This window comes from Cytobacillus sp. Hm23 (assembly GCF_051842895.1).
Lineage (GTDB): Bacteria > Bacillota > Bacilli > Bacillales > SM2101 > Nanhaiella.
In genome coordinates this window covers 13,325-31,112 of record NZ_JBPXRQ010000047.1, presented here as the reverse complement: position 1 = coordinate 31,112, position 17,788 = coordinate 13,325, and the positions used below count along the sequence as shown (strand labels likewise).

20 protein-coding genes are annotated in these 17,788 nt (G+C 33.4%); 17 read left to right on the top strand and 3 right to left on the bottom strand.

The genetic code is table 11. From position 1 onward, the window contains the following. Window positions 1-209: 209 nt before the first annotated feature. A complete protein-coding gene (locus tag ACSVDA_RS21125) occupies window positions 210-1,130 on the bottom strand; it encodes a COX15/CtaA family protein (protein WP_214483206.1) in 921 nt (306 codons plus the stop codon). Between the two features lie 655 nt (window positions 1,131-1,785). Here ACSVDA_RS21125 and cyoE point away from each other — a divergent pair. From cyoE to ACSVDA_RS21090, 7 genes are all read left to right on the top strand, one after another. Beyond that, window positions 1,786-2,685, top strand: a complete 900-nt coding sequence (gene cyoE, locus ACSVDA_RS21120) for a heme o synthase (RefSeq protein ID WP_320257160.1) — start codon at window positions 1,786-1,788, stop codon at window positions 2,683-2,685. A gap of 129 nt (window positions 2,686-2,814) precedes the next feature. Continuing rightward, complete coding sequence (coxB, locus tag ACSVDA_RS21115; RefSeq protein ID WP_214483279.1) at window positions 2,815-3,885, top strand: cytochrome c oxidase subunit II; 1,071 nt, start codon at window positions 2,815-2,817, stop codon at window positions 3,883-3,885. Between the two features lie 44 nt (window positions 3,886-3,929). Next, complete coding sequence (ctaD, locus tag ACSVDA_RS21110) at window positions 3,930-5,798, top strand: cytochrome c oxidase subunit I (RefSeq protein WP_214483208.1); 1,869 nt, start codon at window positions 3,930-3,932, stop codon at window positions 5,796-5,798. Further along, complete coding sequence (locus ACSVDA_RS21105) at window positions 5,798-6,418, top strand: cytochrome (ubi)quinol oxidase subunit III (RefSeq protein WP_485885869.1); 621 nt, start codon at window positions 5,798-5,800, stop codon at window positions 6,416-6,418. Before ctaD ends, ACSVDA_RS21105 begins: the two co-directional genes overlap by 1 nt. Window positions 6,419-6,422: 4 nt before the next feature. Next, window positions 6,423-6,755, top strand: a complete 333-nt coding sequence (gene ctaF / locus ACSVDA_RS21100; protein ID WP_214483210.1) for a cytochrome c oxidase subunit IVB — start codon at window positions 6,423-6,425, stop codon at window positions 6,753-6,755. An 81-nt stretch (window positions 6,756-6,836) separates the two neighbouring features. Further along, complete coding sequence (ctaG, locus tag ACSVDA_RS21095) at window positions 6,837-7,739, top strand: cytochrome c oxidase assembly factor CtaG (RefSeq protein WP_485885867.1); 903 nt, start codon at window positions 6,837-6,839, stop codon at window positions 7,737-7,739. A gap of 158 nt (window positions 7,740-7,897) precedes the next feature. Further along, window positions 7,898-8,365, top strand: coding sequence for a DUF420 domain-containing protein (locus ACSVDA_RS21090; RefSeq protein WP_214483212.1), 468 nt, complete (start codon window positions 7,898-7,900; stop codon window positions 8,363-8,365). 222 nt (window positions 8,366-8,587) lie between these two features. Here ACSVDA_RS21090 and ytvI read toward each other — a convergent pair whose 3' ends face one another. Next, window positions 8,588-9,646, bottom strand: coding sequence for a sporulation integral membrane protein YtvI (ytvI, locus tag ACSVDA_RS21085; protein ID WP_485885865.1), 1,059 nt, complete (start codon window positions 9,644-9,646; stop codon window positions 8,588-8,590). Between the two features lie 292 nt (window positions 9,647-9,938). On the opposite strand from ytvI, the gene ACSVDA_RS21080 reads away from it, so the two are divergent. Continuing rightward, complete coding sequence (locus ACSVDA_RS21080) at window positions 9,939-10,292, top strand: Asp23/Gls24 family envelope stress response protein (protein ID WP_320257088.1); 354 nt, start codon at window positions 9,939-9,941, stop codon at window positions 10,290-10,292. 48 nt (window positions 10,293-10,340) lie between these two features. Here the strand turns inward: ACSVDA_RS21080 and ACSVDA_RS21075 are convergent, their stop codons facing one another. After that, on the bottom strand, window positions 10,341-10,694 hold the full coding sequence (locus tag ACSVDA_RS21075) for a YugN family protein (protein ID WP_485885863.1): 354 nt from the start codon (window positions 10,692-10,694) through the stop codon (window positions 10,341-10,343). Window positions 10,695-11,153: 459 nt separating this feature from the next. Between ACSVDA_RS21075 and ACSVDA_RS21070 the strand changes: the two genes are divergently transcribed. The 9 genes from ACSVDA_RS21070 to ACSVDA_RS21030 all read left to right on the top strand — a co-directional run bounded on the left by ACSVDA_RS21070 (window position 11,154) and on the right by ACSVDA_RS21030 (window position 17,765). After that, a complete protein-coding gene (locus ACSVDA_RS21070; RefSeq protein ID WP_485885861.1) occupies window positions 11,154-11,753 on the top strand; it encodes a CAP domain-containing protein in 600 nt (199 codons plus the stop codon). A gap of 105 nt (window positions 11,754-11,858) precedes the next feature. Beyond that, window positions 11,859-12,287, top strand: a complete 429-nt coding sequence (locus ACSVDA_RS21065; protein WP_214483216.1) for a CBS domain-containing protein — start codon at window positions 11,859-11,861, stop codon at window positions 12,285-12,287. A gap of 624 nt (window positions 12,288-12,911) precedes the next feature. Further along, window positions 12,912-13,961: a CAP domain-containing protein gene (locus ACSVDA_RS21060; RefSeq protein ID WP_485885858.1), complete on the top strand. Its 1,050-nt coding sequence runs from the start codon at window positions 12,912-12,914 to the stop codon at window positions 13,959-13,961. 93 nt (window positions 13,962-14,054) lie between these two features. Next, the gene (gene ylbD, locus ACSVDA_RS21055) at window positions 14,055-14,447 is read left to right on the top strand and encodes a spore coat protein YlbD (protein ID WP_485885856.1); all 393 of its coding nucleotides are present in this window, start codon (window positions 14,055-14,057) and stop codon (window positions 14,445-14,447) included. A 21-nt stretch (window positions 14,448-14,468) separates the two neighbouring features. Beyond that, entirely contained in the window at window positions 14,469-14,705 is a 237-nt protein-coding gene (locus ACSVDA_RS21050) for a YlbE-like family protein (protein ID WP_485885854.1), read from the top strand. An 87-nt stretch (window positions 14,706-14,792) separates the two neighbouring features. Further along, window positions 14,793-15,224: a hypothetical protein gene (locus ACSVDA_RS21045; protein ID WP_485885852.1), complete on the top strand. Its 432-nt coding sequence runs from the start codon at window positions 14,793-14,795 to the stop codon at window positions 15,222-15,224. A 251-nt stretch (window positions 15,225-15,475) separates the two neighbouring features. Next, entirely contained in the window at window positions 15,476-15,919 is a 444-nt protein-coding gene (locus ACSVDA_RS21040; RefSeq protein ID WP_485885851.1) for a YlbF/YmcA family competence regulator, read from the top strand. A gap of 28 nt (window positions 15,920-15,947) precedes the next feature. Continuing rightward, complete coding sequence (locus ACSVDA_RS21035) at window positions 15,948-16,223, top strand: YlbG family protein (protein WP_214483221.1); 276 nt, start codon at window positions 15,948-15,950, stop codon at window positions 16,221-16,223. Between the two features lie 105 nt (window positions 16,224-16,328). Then, on the top strand, window positions 16,329-17,765 hold the full coding sequence (locus ACSVDA_RS21030; RefSeq protein ID WP_485885849.1) for a stalk domain-containing protein: 1,437 nt from the start codon (window positions 16,329-16,331) through the stop codon (window positions 17,763-17,765). Window positions 17,766-17,788 lie beyond the last annotated feature (23 nt).

The following is a 17,788-nucleotide window of genomic DNA, read 5'->3' as shown; positions in this document are numbered from 1 at the left end:
TTCTGAACCGTTAAGGTAAGCATTCACAGCTGTTAATTTAGTTTCTAAAGAATATTTAGTCATAAAAAACTGCACCCCCGTTGTTAGTTTTGTCTAACAATTGGGGTGCAGTTCACTTTACGCTATCGTTCTGTATATAAGACTTCTCCTTGTCTTATATACAGAAATGTAGGTGTGTAGTCAGACCTTTTTGAAACTCTAAGTAATATTTAATCTTGCAGCTTTTCATTCCTGGTACTTCTGGATGCTAATAAAACTAAATAACTTAATACACCGAATAAACATGAGATAAATAATGCATGTAATAATGCAACTATCAGATTTAATTTACTAAATATGATGATGGCACCAGTGATAACTTGTAATATTACGAGTGTGCACGCGATAACCCATCCCCATGTAATAACTCTTTGGTGTTTATGGTGTTTTAATGCTCTCATTGTAATAAAGATAATCCAAATGAAGATTATTCCTGCTGCAAACCTGTGACCCATTTGTATCCATTCATGGCTCGTAGTAGGCAACCCCCAGGCATTATTATTATTACACATTGGCCAATCTTTACAGACTAGGCTTGCGCTTTTATGTCTTACTAATGCACCAGAATATACTACTAAATAACTATAAATCGTTACTGCATATATATGCCATTTCATTTTAGATGCGATGACTATTTTTTCAGCATCAAATTTTTTATCAACTTCAAAGATGAGCAATGTTAATAATAGAACCGAAGCAAAAGAAATTAATGATATACCGAAATGTAAGGCTAGTACAAATGATGATTGTCCCCACATGACAGCAGCTGCACCAATTAAAGCTTGCATTAATAAGAATACAAATGAAATAATAGCTAAAGGCTTCGTTTCTCTTATATGCCCAATCGATCTCCATGACCAAATAGAGAGGATAAGAACCATTATTCCTACTGTGCCTGAGACGACACGATGACTTAGTTCGATGACTTTTTCAGGTGAAATATTACTAGGGATTAGTTCGCCCTCACATAAAGGCCATGATTTTCCACACCCCATCCCCGAATCTGTTTTTGTTACAAGGGCACCCCCTATTAATATAAAGAGCATACCGATGGTCGTTAAGACCGCAAATAATTTTAATCTTTTGTTCACTACATCACCTTCATATGTAAGAAATGAAATAACGGTCACTTAAGCAAATAACCAAACTTTATGATAGCGAAATTATGTATAAATAGCAAAGGAAAAATGCATAGTAATATTTCTGACATGTGAGATATATAATAATGAAAATAGTTAATTCATATATTAAAAAAGTTTTTGCTCATATTCTTTCATAAAAAGATTGTTTGATCTTATTGTTTCAGAGAAAAGGTAATTGTCAATGGAATAGGAACATTTAAAGTTTGTTAAACCCTACACACATAGTGTTTATAATACCTTTTATGTAAATAATATGGATAAAATAACACAAATTTGTGAACGTTTTACTAATTTTTTTTACTTGATTTATTATAGACAAAAAAAAAACAAAATTTATTCAAAAAAAATTCACAAAACCATCTCGAAATGTGATTTAATATACAGTGATACTATTTGGCTAACTCAAAATTGTGCATTAATAGTTAATAAAGTCACACTACTTAGTTAAATCTGTTCTAAGTAATACTACATAACAGTTGAAATGCTTTGTTTTTACTAGAATTGAGCATCATATTATTATACTGAAGTGAAAAGTAATACTATTAGAAATTAACTGAAGGGGGGAATTTGAATGTCTAATACGAGGACGCTAGACGAAACAAATATGTTGGAGCAAAGCACTCAACATCATTTACACGAGACAAGCGTTTGGAAGGACTTTCTTGCTCTAATTAAAATAGGGATTGTTAATTCTAATTTAATTACGACATTTACCGGATTATGGCTCGCCATGTATTTTTCAGGTGTAGGTTTTTTCGAAAATATAGATGTTGTTCTATTAACTTTAATAGGCTCAGCACTAATTATTGCAGGTTCTTGTAGTCTAAATAATTTTATTGACCGAGATATAGATCACTTAATGGATAGAACAAAACAAAGACCTACTGTGACAGGCAAAGTTCAACCATCACAAGTGTTAGTTTTAGGTCTATTGTTGACAGTAATTGGCACAGGGATATTAGCGTTTACAACTATAACTGCTGCTGTTATTGGGTTGATCGGTATTATCTCATACGTTATTTTATATACGATGTGGTCAAAAAGACTTTACACTTTAAATACAGTAATTGGAAGTATATCCGGAGCAGTACCGCCATTAATTGGCTGGGCTGCAATAGATGCTAATTTACATAGTGTTGCTTGGATTTTATTTATCATCATGTTTGTATGGCAGCCGCCACATTTTCTGGCGCTTGCAATGAAACGTGTGGAAGAGTATAGAGCTGCAGGAATTCCAATGCTCCCTGTTGTTCATGGATTTGCGATCACCAAGCGACAAATGGTTGTTTGGGTTGCATGTCTCCTACCATTACCATTTTATTTATTTGCACTGGGAATCCCGTTTTTAATTTTAGCTACTGTTCTCAATGTAGGATGGTTGGCTTTAGGGTTAGCTGGTTTTAAGATGCAAGACGATGTGAAATGGGCACGCTTAATGTTTGTATACTCACTTAACTATTTGACCATTCTGTTTGTAGCAATGGTTGTCGTGACAATTATATAATTGTTAAAGTCAATGTATAGTTGTCTTCTTAATTGTAGAAGTTCTTTCTCTAATAACATATAGCTGTTAGAAGGAATTTATTTTATTATATTTTAGAAACATTAAATGAAAGAGGGGTATGAAGAAGCTATGAAAAAGTGGCTACCTAATTGGCGCTTGATTTCTGTAATATCAGTCATAGCGTTATTTTTATCAGGCTGTGGAAAACCATTTTTATCCACACTACAGCCAGCGGGAGAAGTAGCAGAAATGCAATATGACCTAATGATTTTGTCAGCAGTAATAATGGTCCTTGTTATTGTTGTTGTCACAGTTATTTTCATTTTTGTCTTATTGCGTTTCAAGGAACGTAAAGGGGAAGAAAACAAAATTCCTAAGCAAGTAGAAGGAAGTCATAAACTAGAAGTGATCTGGACTGTTATCCCGATTATTTTGTTGTTAATTTTAGCTGTTCCAGTTGTTAAAGCGACATTTGAACTAGCTGACGTGACTCCAATGCTAGAGGAAACACGCGATGAAAATGCTGTAGTAGTTAATGTAACTGCTAATTTATATTGGTGGGAATTTGAGTATCCAGATTACGGCATTATCACAAGTCAAGATTTAATCGTTCCAACAGATGAGCGAGTATATTTTAATTTAATCGCTTCAGATGTTAAACATTCATTTTGGGTACCTGCTGTTGGTGGGAAAATGGATACAAACACGGATAACACAAACCAATTTTTCTTAGAGTTTGATTCTGCCAAAACAGAAGAAGCTGGCGGCGTTTTCTGGGGTGAATGTGCTGAACTATGCGGACCGTCACATGCGAAAATGGACTTCAAAGTGAAGCCGTTATCGAGGGATGATTTTGATAGTTGGATTAGCAAAATGCAAAATGCTACTACCCCTGTGGCTTCAACTGATTTAGCAGTCCAAGGTGAGGAAATATTTAATAACAGCTGTCTTGCATGTCATGCAGTTTCACCAGAAGACACAAGACCTTTTGGAGCTCGTATCGCACCTAATTTGGCTACGTTCGGTGAACGTGAAACAATTGCAGGTGTCATAGATCATAATGAAGAAAATTTAAGAGCTTGGTTAGAGGATCCAGAACAATTCAAACCAGGAAATAAAATGTCTGGTACATATGGGGATTTACAACCTAATGATATGGATGCTTTAGTCGAATATTTAATGGGACTGAAAGTAGAGTAAATACTAGGGGATTGATCTTTATATATTAAAGGGAGGTAACATTTGTGAGTACGTTAACTCAAAAAAAGGGGTTTGGTGCTACAGTATGGGATTATTTAACAACGGTTGACCATAAAAAGATAGCGATCCTATACTTAATTGCCGGAGGATTTTTCTTTGTTGTCGGCGGACTAGAAGCACTATTTATCCGCATACAGTTATGGGCCCCGGATCAAGGATTTTTTGTTGGTGAACTATACAACCAAATATTGACGATGCACGGAACTACTATGATATTCTTAGCTGCGATGCCGCTCGTTTTTGCGATGATGAACGCAGTAATGCCAATCCAAATTGGTGCTCGTGACGTAGCATTTCCATTTTTAAATGCACTAGGATTTTGGTTGTTTTTCTTTGGTGGAATCTTTTTAAACCTTAGTTGGTTTTTAGGTGGCGCACCAGATGCGGGTTGGACTTCATATGCTTCACTAGCATTAGAATCCTCCACACATGGAATTGACTTTTATACCATCGGATTACAAATTTCTGGATTTGGTACGTTAATTGGTGGTATTAACTTTCTTGTAACGATTATTACTATGCGTGCTCCTGGAATGACATATATGCGTATGCCGTTGTTTACATGGTCAACATTTGTCACTTCAGCACTTATTTTGTTTGCGTTTCCACCATTAACAGTTGGATTTTTCTTAATGATATTTGATCGTTTGTTCGGTGCAAATTTCTTCGATCCAGCTATGGGTGGTAATACAATTATTTGGGAGCATTTATTCTGGATTTTTGGACACCCAGAAGTGTATATTCTCGTACTGCCGGCATTCGGTATTTTTTCAGAAATTTTTGCAACATTTTCGAAGAAAAGACTATTTGGTTATTCATCAATGGTTTTTGCAACAGTATTAATTGGCTTTTTAGGCTTCATGGTTTGGGCTCACCATATGTTTACAGTTGGTTTAGGACCAATTGCCAATGCAATATTCTCTGTAGCTACGATGGCAATTGCGGTACCAACAGGTATTAAAATCTTTAACTGGTTATTTACAATGTGGGGAGGAAGTATTCGCTTCACCACGCCGATGCTTTATGCAGTAGCATTTATACCATCATTTGTAATGGGTGGAGTAACAGGTATTATGCTTGCTGGTGCTGCGGCCGATTATCAATATCATGATAGTTATTTCGTCGTTGCACATTTCCATTACGTAATTGTCGGTGGTGTAGTTCTTGCATTATTTGGAGGGGCACATTATTGGTGGCCAAAAATGTTTGGTACTATGCTAAATGAGACACTTGGAAAAATAACTTTTTGGCTATTCTTAATTGGTTTCCACTTGACTTTCTTTATTCAACATTTCTTAGGTTTAATGGGTATGCCTCGACGAGTATACACATTCGCAGAAGGCAAAGGATTTGAAACCGGGAATCTAATCAGTAGTATAGGTGCTATCTTCATGGCCGTAGCAACTGTCATTTTATTAGTGAATGTCATTATTACTAGTATTAAAAATGAAAAAGTTGGCAATGACCCTTGGGGTACTGGGCGAACTTTAGAGTGGGCAATAGCTTCACCTCCACCATTCTATAACTTTAAACAAACGCCATTAGTACGTGGATTAGATGCATTTTGGATTGAAAAGATGGAAGGTAAAAAAGAAATGACACCTGCTGAGCCACTAGGTGATATTCATATGCCTAATTCATCTATTTTACCATTCGTTATGTCACTAGGTTTATTTATTTCTGGTATCGGCATCTTATTTATAAATGATTATAGTTGGGGATTATTCGTTGGAATTTTAGGTGGTTTAATTACGTTTGGCGCGATGTTCCTACGCTCTGTAATTGACGATCATGGATTCCACATTCATAAAGAAGAATTAGTTGAAGATGATAATAAGGGGGTAAAGGCATAATGCATGTGGAAGAAAAATTAACAGCCGAAACATTTCCTGCTTCACCGGAAAAAGCTACCCTCGAAGGAAAGAATAAATTTTTAGGATTTTGGTTTTTCTTAGGTGCTGAAACAGTTACATTCTCTACATTGTTCGCTACTTATTTAGCTTTAAAAAATAGTACGAATGGTGGACCTACGTCAGAAGAATTATTCCAATTACCAATAGCTTTTGTCGCTACTATGCTGTTATTGACAAGTAGTTTAACGAGTGTGTACGCAATGTATCACATGAAGAATTTCAATTTCAAAAAGATGCAACTATGGCTAGGTATTACATTGTTCCTTGGTGCAGCTTTCCTTGGCTTAGAAATTTATGAGTTTATGGAATATGTGCATGAAGGTCATACGTTTACGAGTAGTGCATTTGGTTCTGCTTTCTATTTTCTAGTTGGGACGCATGGAGCTCACGTTGCTTTCGGTTTAGTATGGATATTAACGTTAATGATTCGTAATAGCAAACGTGGTTTAGACTTGTATAATGCACCTAAATTTTATGTTGCGAGCCTTTATTGGCACTTTATTGATGTAGTATGGGTGTTTATTTTTACTGTAGTATACTTAATGGGAGTGGTGGGATAAATTTATGACGACAAATCATTCAAATTCCAGTAACCCGAGAGTCGATATAGCTTATCGGAGGAAAAAAAGTGCTGAAGAGATGAAGCATCATGTCATATCATTTGTTTTAATGATATTTTTAACGATTGCTGCTTTTATAGCTGTTGGCTATGAGTTTTCACGTTGGTTTACAGTTCCGTTCATTATATTACTAGCAGTAATACAAGTTATTTTTCAATTGTATTATTTTATGCACATGAATCATAAAGGTCATGAAGCACCTGCTTTATTTCTATACTCTGGGTTATTAGTTGGATTAATTACTGTTTTAGCTTTCATGACAATTGTTTGGTGGTAAATAAGAAAATCGGCATTTTGCCGATTTTCTTATTGCATTAAAATCTAGAAAAACTTGCGAACAATAAGAGGTGAAGAATATATGGATTTATCGGTATTTGGATTTCGAGCATTGTGGAGCCCCTACTTCTTCATTTGGATTTGTATATTAGTTACATGTTATTTTTTATTAATGGGTCCGTTGCGAAAGAAGTTATCAGCAGATAGCCCAGCTTCCAAAAAGCAAATAAGCTATTTTGTAACAGCAATGGTTTTATTGTATGTTATAAAAGGATCACCAGTTGATCTACTAGGACATCTAATGTTAAGTGTTCATATGGTTCAAATGGCGACATTATATTTAATTATTCCACCATTACTAATTTTGGCATTCCCGAATTGGTTTTACAGATGGTTATTAAATGTTCGATATGTCAAGCCGGTCTTTTCGTTATTCTCGAAACCGCTTATTGCGCTTATTTTGTTTAACGGTGCTTTTTCCTTTTACCATATACCAGTTATTTTTGATATAGTGAAAACAAATAGCTTGTTACATGCCGCTGTCACAATTGGGATATTTATTGCTGCAATGTTGATGTGGTGGCCATTAATAAATACACTTGAAGAAAATCAATCCTTATCTGGAATTAAAAAGATCGGTTACATTTTTGCTGATGGGATATTGTTAACACCTGCCTGTGCACTTATCATATTTGCCCAGGAACCTTTATATATAACTTATAGTGATCCAACCGCTTGGGTAAATGCATTAAAATTATGTGTTCCCGCTGATATGCTATCTTCTATACAGCTAACTGGACCTGAGTTGTTTAATACTTTACCATTGCTAGAAGACCAGCAGCTAGGTGGGGTATTAATGAAAATTATCCAAGAAATTGTCTACGGAGCGATTTTAGCTCATATATTCTTCCAGTGGGCTAAAAAAGACCGTGAGCAAGAGGAAAAAGAGCTTGAAAAATATATGACACCTCAAACGATAAAATAGGGGAATACTAAGTGGGTCTTATTCTACACCATTCATTCTGAATGTAGATTAGACCCGTTATTTTTTAATATGGGACTAGTATATCCATTGATTATGTAAAACATTTTTACTAAAATAGTTATGTATTTACATAAAAATTGATACAGAGAGGGAGACATATGGAACAAACGATAAAAATTCTACCTACGATTAGTACAAGCTTTATTGTTCTAAGTGCGATTTTTGTAGCGATTGGTTGGTATCTCATAAAACAACGAAAGATTGAAGCACATAAAAAAGTTATGATATGGGCTGCTATATTTGCTTTAACTTTCTTCATCATTTACGTATCTAGAACAATATTTATAGGTAACACGAGTTTTGGCGGGCCAGAGGATATAAAAATATATTATACATTGTTTTTAATATTCCATATTATTCTTGCTACTACTGGCGGGGTTTTTGGTTTAATTACATTATACCTAGGATTTAATAATCGAATCGCAAAACATAAGAAGATCGGACCAGTTACAAGTATAATATGGTTTTTTACTGCTATTACAGGTGTAGCTGTATATGTCCTTTTATATGTGCTTTATCCAGGTGGAGATACTACATCAGTCATAAGAGCAATTCTAGGTTATTAGAATGGCTTACAGCTAAAAAGTTTTAAAGTATGTTGTTGTTATGATTGTTACTTAGTTTGTACTGGCTAGAAGTGTTATAGATAATGGTTTTTGGTAGGGGAGACACCCCCTAAATCCTAGTTGGAAGATTGAGAAATACAAGCAAATTAGGTAACGATGATCATAAAAAAATGGAGTACCCGTCTATATGACGATGCTCCATTTTTTTTATGTCGTTACAACCTAAAGTTTAAAATTTAACTTAATTATACCTGCTTCTCGTGCTGAATTAAAAGCTATTAAGAGTAGCGGTCCTAAAATGAACCCTAAAATCCCTAGTAGCTTTAAGCCTAAATACATTGCAATGAGTGTTGATAGTGGTGATAATCCAATATGGCTACCCATTACCTTAGGCTCAACAGTACGACGTATAATAAGAAGAGCAATTGCTAAAATAGCTAATTTAGTTCCTAATACAACATCCCCAGCAAACAAATGGAATAGCGCCCACGGTCCTAAAATAACGATTGACCCAATAATTGGAATGAAATCAATCGCCCAAATAATTAGGGCCATCACTAACGCAATATTTGGAGTAATAAATAATAAACCTACAAGTGATACTAAAAATATAATAATGCTTACAAGAAACTGAGCTTTAAAAAAACCAAAAATTACATAGGATAGCCGAGATGACATAAAATTAACTTTATCAGCTGTTTTCTCGGTTAAATGTGAGTTTACTCTACCCCGTAAACGTGGGAGGTCTAATAGAAAAAGAAAAAGTGCAATTAAGTATACGATAAGACTAACTAAAAAGTTCGGAATATTTGTAAAAATATTTTTAACATTATCAATCGTTAATGATGAAGTTACATCTTCCTTAAGGTTAGAAAAAAATGATTCAACTTCAATAGTTACTACGTCTACAAACTCCTGCGGTAAATCCTGTGCAGTGTTGTATAAATTCTTTTCAAACTTTTCCCAAGCACGACTAATTTCATTTATATAAGTTGGAGCATTTTCGACGATTTTTATCACTTCAGTTACAACCTTTGTCGTTACAAAGTATCCACTAACTCCAATAAAGACTAAAAATAAAGTAAAAACAAAAAATACAGATAAATTACGTGAAATGTTTGCTTTATTTTGTAATAACTTAATAATCGGTTCTAATAATAGTGCAGTGACAAGCGCTATTATTAATGGAATGGATACTGGCAATATTAAGTATCCGATAATAAATACTGTGATAAGAATCAAGGCAATCACTAAATTACGTCTAACCTGTTTATTTAACAAGACTTAACTCCTTTCTTATTGTCATCTTTTCATTTCTTTATGTGCCTCTCCAAAGCACTGCTGTACATATAAATAAAGTTGAAAAGCTGGATGAGGATCTTATCGACTGCCATCGTTAACAAGGCTCACAAAACCAATTAAATAGGTGTTTATTTCTAAGTGAGATAGAGATAATCAAAATGAAGTCAGACTTTGTTTATATATAAAATTATATTATGAAAAGTATTACTTCAACAACATATTTTGTATACATATACTAAAAGAAAAGGGAATTTGAAAGGAGTAATAACATATGATCACTCAATTTTTGTCAAAAGGCTCCCTTAGCATTACAGAAAATGTGTTTGCAGTGATTACCTCAATTTGTATCAATGATATTGAAGAAATTGATGGTACTGTTTATGATGTAAAAGAACAACTATATCTCTTTTTAAACAATGGTCAAAGACAAAAAGGAATTTTAATCAAAAATGAAAAAAATGACATTATCATTGATATTCATGTATGTGTGAAATATGGTGTAAATATAGCTCAAGTATGTAAAAAGTTACAAGCATTAGTGGTTACGGAGATTGAAGCATTGACTGGAATTAGACCAACTGCTATTAACGTGATGGTTGATGAAATTCAAGTTAAAAACGCATGAATTTTTCATGCGTTTTTAACTTGCTAAAGCCTTTTGACAGCGGTTTTATTAAAGCGAATCAATTTTCTTCTTAACATTATTCAATAAGTTTTCACACTGTTCAATTAAGGATTTTGGGAAATTTTCACCTTCACCATATTCAACACCATGAGGATAATAATGCTTTCCTAGTACTGGTGTTAACAGCTTTATCATTGCATGACGACTACCTACGTCACCCTCTACTGCATAGCCTTGCACTCTTAAATAATAAACTTCATTTTTAAACTCAAATTTACGGTCATATGTAACTCGTTCATAATCCCATTGACCTGCTAAAACAAGTCCATTTTCCTTCATAACATCATTTAACCGTGCTAACTCCACTGATTTTTCTTGAATTCCAACTGCTTCAAGTTTCATTATGTATTTCCCTCCATTATCTTTGAAAAAGATAAGTTTACTCTTGTTAATAATAGTATGAAATTGAGCAAGTTGCAATGCGAAGTTATTACATTACGTATTTAACGTGTTTTGAATTAGTGTTATAAAAAAGCACCATCATATCCGTTGTAGCAATTGTTCCTAAATTAGGAGAGTAACATGTAAAGACTCAACAACCATCGTTTTAATGAAGAAAATATACAACGTACTCTAGTTTGCTGCGTTGTTTATTGCTTTGTACGAAAAAGCAACTATTAATTGGAAATCAACCTTTAAAATATGATTATTGTTACTTCATTATTAGAAGAATAAATTCATTATCAAAATCACAAAATTAAACAAAGTACATAAAAAAATTTAGATACAAGAGATTTTTTTACTGTATTGGTAAAACTATTCTAGAAAGGAGGAATTAATGTGAAGAATGCATGAATTTCTATGATTACCTGTATGGTATTGCTCGTTACATGTATGCCTAGAGCTGCTGATGGAAGAACGATGATGTACAAAGTACAACCAGGTGACTCCTTATGGGAAATTGCAGTATTATACAACATAAAACTGTCATTATTAATAAAGGAAAACCCACAGTTTCCGAATCCAAACATTATATTTCCTGGGCAAGTTGTGTATATACCAATAAACGATGTCAAGACTAATATAGAGGATAAAATAATTCAATTAACTAACGCTGAGCGCTCGAGAAACGGTTTACAGCCATTAAAAGTAGATCCAACTCTCAGTAGCATCGCTAGAACTAAGTCGTCAGACATGCGAGATAAAAATTACTTTTCTCATATATCGCCAACATATGGTTCGGTGTTTAATATGTTGAGAGCTCATGGTGTTCATTTTCACACAGGGGCAGAAAATATTGCTGTAGGACATAGCTCAGCTGAAGAAGTTGTGAAATTTTGGATGAATAATTCAGGACATAGAGCTAATGTTCTCAACCATGACATGACACATATAGGAGTTGGTTATACGACTGGCGGCAGTTATGGACATTATTGGACACAAATTTTAGTACAAAAATAACCAATTTATAAACTTTCTTACCATTTTCTTGAAGGTTATGTACCATTTTTACGTTCTGTGTATTAGCTATTTTTTCAATATCCATATAGAAGGAGCGAACTAACAATGAATTATGTAGGCGATGTGATGTCAACGTCAGTCGAATGCTGTACGCCATTAGATAATGTATATGAAGCTGCAGTTAAGATGAAGGAATATGATGTAGGAGCCATTCCTGTAGTGAATAAAGATGAATTAATTGGTATGATTACAGATAGAGATTTAGTTATTAGAGGATATGCAGAGAAACGCTCTGGTTCAAATTCAGTCATTAATGTAATGACTGAACAATTGATCACGTGTAATCCTAAGACTACAGTAGAAGAGGCAGCAAATCTCATGGCAGAACACCAAATTAGGCGTTTACCTGTTGTAGAGCATGGTAATATGGTGGGTATTGTATCTTTAGGGGATTTAGCTATTAATAACATGTCAGATGAAAGTGCGGGACATGCGCTAACTGAGATTTCGGAAACGGACGAACTACACCATTAACAAAGGCACTGTTAATCAGTGTCTTTGATAATGGCTGTTTTCACGTTGATTGTTATGTTTAGTTCTAAGATATGTGCACGTATACATTTAGCGTTCGTTGCACCATTTCTACATTTGTAATTATTGAATTCTCATTAAACCCATCATACTGTCCATTTTTAGTAAAAATAGCAAAATGGGTACGGAAATAGCCTTGTTAATAGAGTTAATTTTATTCTCTGTTATTATTGCTTTAAATGTTGCTTTTCGTTATAAGAGCTAAACACGATTAATATTAACGTTCGTGGCATCTTTTCTTTTCTATATATAACATTTATATTATTCACATCAGGTAAGCAAATGTAAGTGAAATAAAAGCCAAACGTTTATGAAAAGAGCTTTCATAGAACGTTCTTTGTATACTAAGAGGTAAATACGATGATAACTTTTTCATGTTCATATATTTCTTAGCTATTGACTGTAACATTCGTATAAAACTTAAAGGATTGAGCTAATTTAGTAATAATACAACATTGTACAGAAAACTCTCATTTGATACATAGTCCTATGAAAATTTATTGGTCTATATAGAAAAAAAAACAATATACTTTACTAGAATTATAGAAACTGAAAGGAGGTAGATCTATGAAAAGAAAAATAGGGTTTGCAATATTTACTAGTTATCTAATTATTGGGTTCATCACTTTTACGAATGATTCACGTTCAAATGAAATCAGTGAGCAAGAAGAAATCATTCATGTTAATCAACAGTTGAATAGTACCGTTGAAGTGGAAAAACGTGAAATTACGTTGAACGGATTAGACTCTTTTATAGGGAAACCTAGTGAAGTTATTGAAAAAGAATTTGGGAAACCAATAAGAGTCGATAAGTCCATTTATGATTACGATTGGTGGATTTATAATCAACAACCATCACAATATATTCAAGTAGGCGTTGAAAACAATATAGTTACAACGATATATGCAATTGGAGAGGAATTAAATACGGAACCATTTATCATTGGACAACCTATTGATGAGATCATAAACACATTTTTTTTGGAGCCATCAGTATCATTCATAGCTAATAACAATAACTATCGATTTGAACTAACAGAACAAGACTTAGAAATTCGACCGTTAGTTAAAATAAACGATGTTTATATCCAATTGTATTTTGATAGATATTCAAATAAATTGTCGAGTATTAGATATATGGATGCAAATACGTTAATAAAACAAAGACCATATGAACTAGTATATAGAGGAGATTTATTATCTTCTGAGGAGCTATCGACAGAGGAATTAGCTTTAGTTGAACAAGGCGTCGCAAAACAAATATTGGACCTTACAAATACAATTAGAAATCAGTATAATTTACCTTCCGTACAGTGGAATGAAGAAGCTGCCATCGTTGCATATAAACATAGTAAAGAAATGTATGAAGAAAATTATTTTTCTCACACTTCTCCATTAAGTGGGGGACTACCAGAACGTTTAAAAGAAGGAAATGTATATTACTTTTCTGCTGGAGAAAATATAGCTGCAAAGTATATTGATGGGATAGCAGTTATGGTTGGTTGGCTGAATAGCAAAAGTCACAGAGAGACGTTATTAAATGAGAATTTTACAGATTTAGGTGTTGGAGTGTACAAAAAATATTATACACAAAATTTTATTGAATCCTGGGAATAGAGAAAGACTTACGATTTACGGGAAAATGGGCGAACAACGGATTAGGTAAACTGATACATTATATTAGGTACTAGTGTATATGAGGTGAATGAGATGGAAAAACGAGCCCACCCTGATGTTAAGAAGTTTAAAGAATTTGTTAAACAACATCCTAAACTCATCGGTGAAGTACGACAAGGTGAGAAGACATGGCAAGAATTTTTTGAAGACTGGTATTTATTTGGTGATGATGATGAAATGTGGGATGAATATAAAGGAAGCAATAGTAACGACAGTAGTGAAGACAATAATGAAACTAAGCCAGAGATTTTAGGAACGTTTTTATCTTCCTTAAAAAATATGGACTTAAATCAAGTTGAGCAACATTTAAATACATTTGGAGAGGCGATCACTACCCTTCAAAGTGTTTTACAACAATTTCAGCCAGAGCTGAAGCAACAGCAGGTAACGAGTGATCTTACTCCTTTCTCGTTTCGAAAAGATTAAAAAAAGTGAGTTGGAAAAACTATGAGACCAACAATTTATGAATATATACAATCGAACAAAGAGCTACAGCATTTTATACGAGTTCAACCGATTTGGTACCGCAAACTTTCGAGGAATCCTGAATCGATAAAAGCTTTTGAAAATGAAGCTAGATCGTATTATGGAAAGACTTTTCAACATAGGCTTGATTCATTTTCTAACTCTTTTCAAATGTTTTCTATGTTAGCTAATTTTTTTCAAACAGATCAAAGTAGCTAGTCTCTGTCTTAGTTTTTTTTTTTTTGCAAAAAAATGAATGAATTTCTCTAATCATAGCTAACAATAATGTTGTAAAGGAGTGATTACATGAAAATGTTCACAATATATTTATTGTTAGCTATGTCGATTATTCAAGCATGTGGAAATGAAAAACCTACTCCAGAAGCGGATATTACAGTAATAAGTGTACGTGACAACAACCTAGATAAGGTTGCGATTCAGGCCACTACACAACAAACTATGTCTAAGATATCTATCACACACCTTGTGAAAGGGCAAGATGTGTACGTTGAGTGTTATGTACCTAATTTTGTTTTCCAAAAGGAAAAAAAGGCAAATAAAAATGGTGAAGGACATATTGAGGTCTTTGTCAATAATAAGAAAGTGGAAACAATTTCTACAGCAGCATTTGTTATTAAAGGTTTACCTAAAGGAACACACAATATAAAAATTGATCTTGTTCATAATGATTCTACTAGCTACCAACAAGCAAAGGAATTTCAAGTTACGATCAAATAATTATATAGTATGTATAAGGATCTTTTTAAAAGCTTTGTTGTTAATTATACAAAATGATTATAGCGAAATGAGACATCATTGCATTGTCATCGGTTTATAAAAGATAGGTTGCCATTAAGCTATAGTTTTATAAATGTGTTTATTCCTTAGTAAGAAAAATTTCAATCAATTTGAAAACAGCCTCCTAAAAAATATAAGGAAAGATACACGTGTTATGAGAATATGTTATGATAATGAATGGAGGTGTGATCATGCTTGCAACTTTAGAAACAGTCGAAATTATTGATGGGGCTGAAGAATTATCAAAGATGATTCTTGATTCAGAGGTTTTTGAAAACTATAATATTTGTTTAAATAAATTGAAGAAGAACGAGGATGCTCAATCGTTAATCGATAAATTTGTTAATATAAAAGAACAGTACGAAGATGTTCAACGTTTTGGAAAATATCATCCTGATTACAAAAAAATCTCTCGAGAAGTAAGAGAGATAAAACGTGAGGTAGATTTAAACGAAATCATTTCTGAGTTTAAAAAAGCTGAGAACTCCATTCAAGTGTTATTGGATGAAATTAGCATTATTATTGGAAAGACCGTCTCCGATTCAATTAAAGTTCCTACAGGTAATCCATTCTTTGATGCTGCTTCTAGCTGTGGAGGTGGTTGTGGTGTAGGTGGGAGCTGCGGTTGTCACTAGATCAATAATCAAGCGGGGGAGTATTGTAATGTTTTCCAAAAGACAAGGGATTATAGTATGGCTTTTTTCATTAAAACAAGCAAAATTATTAAGAAAGTACGGGAATGTACATTATGTATCAAAACGTTTAAAGTATGTAGTCCTGTATTGTGATATGTCTGAAGTAGACCATATGTGCAATAAATTAAATGGTCTTTCATTTGTTAAAAAGGTCGAGGTATCTCACAAGCCGTTTTTGAAGATAGAATTTGAAAATTCTAAACCTGATGAAGCTAAAGAATATGACTATAAATTAGGACTATAGCCCCTCCCAACATGGAAGGGGTTATCTATATTTTGTGAGTAACAAAGAGTGTGATTATGGTAAAATAATCATACTCTAGTTGTTGTTATGAGTTAGGAGATAGTTATGAAACGTTCAGTGTATACAATTCTTTTTCTTTTATCAACTGTAAGTTTGGCGCTCATCATATTGCAATGGTTTTCTTACACTGGAAATACAGAACAAAAAGTAATGATGACGCGTAATAATGCCCAGTTAAATGAATCAATTCAGCTTGTGCGGAAAGATAACGCATTAGTTGTAACACAATCGTATAATGGTTTAGTACAACCAATGTACGAATTATCAATACCATCAGTTATTGAGCAAGAGCAAATGTTTTGTGAAACAGAAGATGGAGAGCAATGCCAGATTATTTATAATGACAATAATATTACCTTGATGAATGGTAATGAGCAACATATCATTTTTACATATCAAATATCAATTGATAGTTCCTTACATTCTTTCTTGTTGGATAATTGGTCAATAAACCTTCACTCTGAACAATTGAAAAATACTCGATTAGAAATTATTGAAGATCATTCACCTCGAGGGACTTGGGTGACAGGTGCCTCGCTTCAGAAATATATTTCTAAAGAGAATATAGATTTTTATGCATGGGAATATGTCGATATTGATTCACCTCCAATATTTTGGACAAACAAACAATTGGATAGTGAAAAGGTTGATGAAATTACATATTATGTTAATGAAGGGAATCAAGTTGAAATATTAAATGCCTCTTTGATAACACGTGTGCCATCTGCACCTCCATTAACGATAGTAAACATTCCTGGTGAGGATTTGGTTATTACACCGTCGTTAATCATTCATGATAAAGAAGATGTTAATTTTATTGAAGAAGGTTATATAGAGAAGGTTTTATTTGAGTCTTTTTCTTATGATGAAAATGATGAATGGATTTTGAAAGTCTTGAAATCAATCCTTCTTAACAGAAGTGTTGGCGATGAATTTTCTAATAGACTTTCTGAAGAAATGATCACTCAGTTATCTAGACAAGTTCTTGATGAATTTATTGAAATGATATTTACTTATGAAAATAAGAAGCTTTCATCCGAACTATTAGATAGGTCGTTATCAGCTATTGATTTAGGTAAAACAACGTTCTTTTCAGCAAACAATAGTCAAAGGAATCAGACTATTTCACTCTATTTCGTTGATGGGCGAAACTACTTCATTAATAGTAAAGAAATTGTTAATCGACCTGCCATTAACAGAAATGGTCAGCTCATGTTCCCATTAGAGGATGTGTTGCGCCAAGTTGGGTATAAGGTTTCATTTCTATCAGATCAAGAAACCATTTATATTGAAAAAGGGCAAGATGTTTGGAGATTTTACTTAAATAAAAACTATTTTATATATAATGAGGAAGAATGGGGATTATTATCTAAACCAATGGAACAGGTTGATAATTCTGTTTATATTTATGAAACGTGGCTAACTGATTTATTCGCAGTTTTGGTTCAAAAAGATCAAAAAACAATTGATCTTACATATTAATAACAAAGCAAAGTGAGCATTAT

What these genes read in the sequence shown, in the direction of transcription:
- cyoE (WP_320257160.1), top strand. Translation starts at nt 1,786, where the DNA reads ATGTTGGAGCAAAGCACTCAACATCATTTACACGAGACAAGCGTTTGG.
- coxB (WP_214483279.1), top strand. Translation starts at nt 2,815, where the DNA reads ATGAAAAAGTGGCTACCTAATTGGCGCTTGATTTCTGTAATATCAGTC.
- ACSVDA_RS21105 (WP_485885869.1), top strand. Translation starts at nt 5,798, where the DNA reads ATGCATGTGGAAGAAAAATTAACAGCCGAAACATTTCCTGCTTCACCG.
- ctaF (WP_214483210.1), top strand. Translation starts at nt 6,423, where the DNA reads ATGACGACAAATCATTCAAATTCCAGTAACCCGAGAGTCGATATAGCT.
- ctaG (WP_485885867.1), top strand. Translation starts at nt 6,837, where the DNA reads ATGGATTTATCGGTATTTGGATTTCGAGCATTGTGGAGCCCCTACTTC.
- ACSVDA_RS21090 (WP_214483212.1), top strand. Translation starts at nt 7,898, where the DNA reads ATGGAACAAACGATAAAAATTCTACCTACGATTAGTACAAGCTTTATT.
- ACSVDA_RS21080 (WP_320257088.1), top strand. Translation starts at nt 9,939, where the DNA reads ATGATCACTCAATTTTTGTCAAAAGGCTCCCTTAGCATTACAGAAAAT.
- ACSVDA_RS21075 (WP_485885863.1), bottom strand. Translation starts at nt 10,694, where the DNA reads ATGAAACTTGAAGCAGTTGGAATTCAAGAAAAATCAGTGGAGTTAGCA.
- ACSVDA_RS21070 (WP_485885861.1), top strand. Translation starts at nt 11,154, where the DNA reads ATGATTACCTGTATGGTATTGCTCGTTACATGTATGCCTAGAGCTGCT.
- ACSVDA_RS21065 (WP_214483216.1), top strand. Translation starts at nt 11,859, where the DNA reads ATGAATTATGTAGGCGATGTGATGTCAACGTCAGTCGAATGCTGTACG.
- ACSVDA_RS21060 (WP_485885858.1), top strand. Translation starts at nt 12,912, where the DNA reads ATGAAAAGAAAAATAGGGTTTGCAATATTTACTAGTTATCTAATTATT.
- ylbD (WP_485885856.1), top strand. Translation starts at nt 14,055, where the DNA reads ATGGAAAAACGAGCCCACCCTGATGTTAAGAAGTTTAAAGAATTTGTT.
- ACSVDA_RS21050 (WP_485885854.1), top strand. Translation starts at nt 14,469, where the DNA reads ATGAGACCAACAATTTATGAATATATACAATCGAACAAAGAGCTACAG.
- ACSVDA_RS21045 (WP_485885852.1), top strand. Translation starts at nt 14,793, where the DNA reads ATGAAAATGTTCACAATATATTTATTGTTAGCTATGTCGATTATTCAA.
- ACSVDA_RS21040 (WP_485885851.1), top strand. Translation starts at nt 15,476, where the DNA reads ATGCTTGCAACTTTAGAAACAGTCGAAATTATTGATGGGGCTGAAGAA.
- ACSVDA_RS21035 (WP_214483221.1), top strand. Translation starts at nt 15,948, where the DNA reads ATGTTTTCCAAAAGACAAGGGATTATAGTATGGCTTTTTTCATTAAAA.
- ACSVDA_RS21030 (WP_485885849.1), top strand. Translation starts at nt 16,329, where the DNA reads ATGAAACGTTCAGTGTATACAATTCTTTTTCTTTTATCAACTGTAAGT.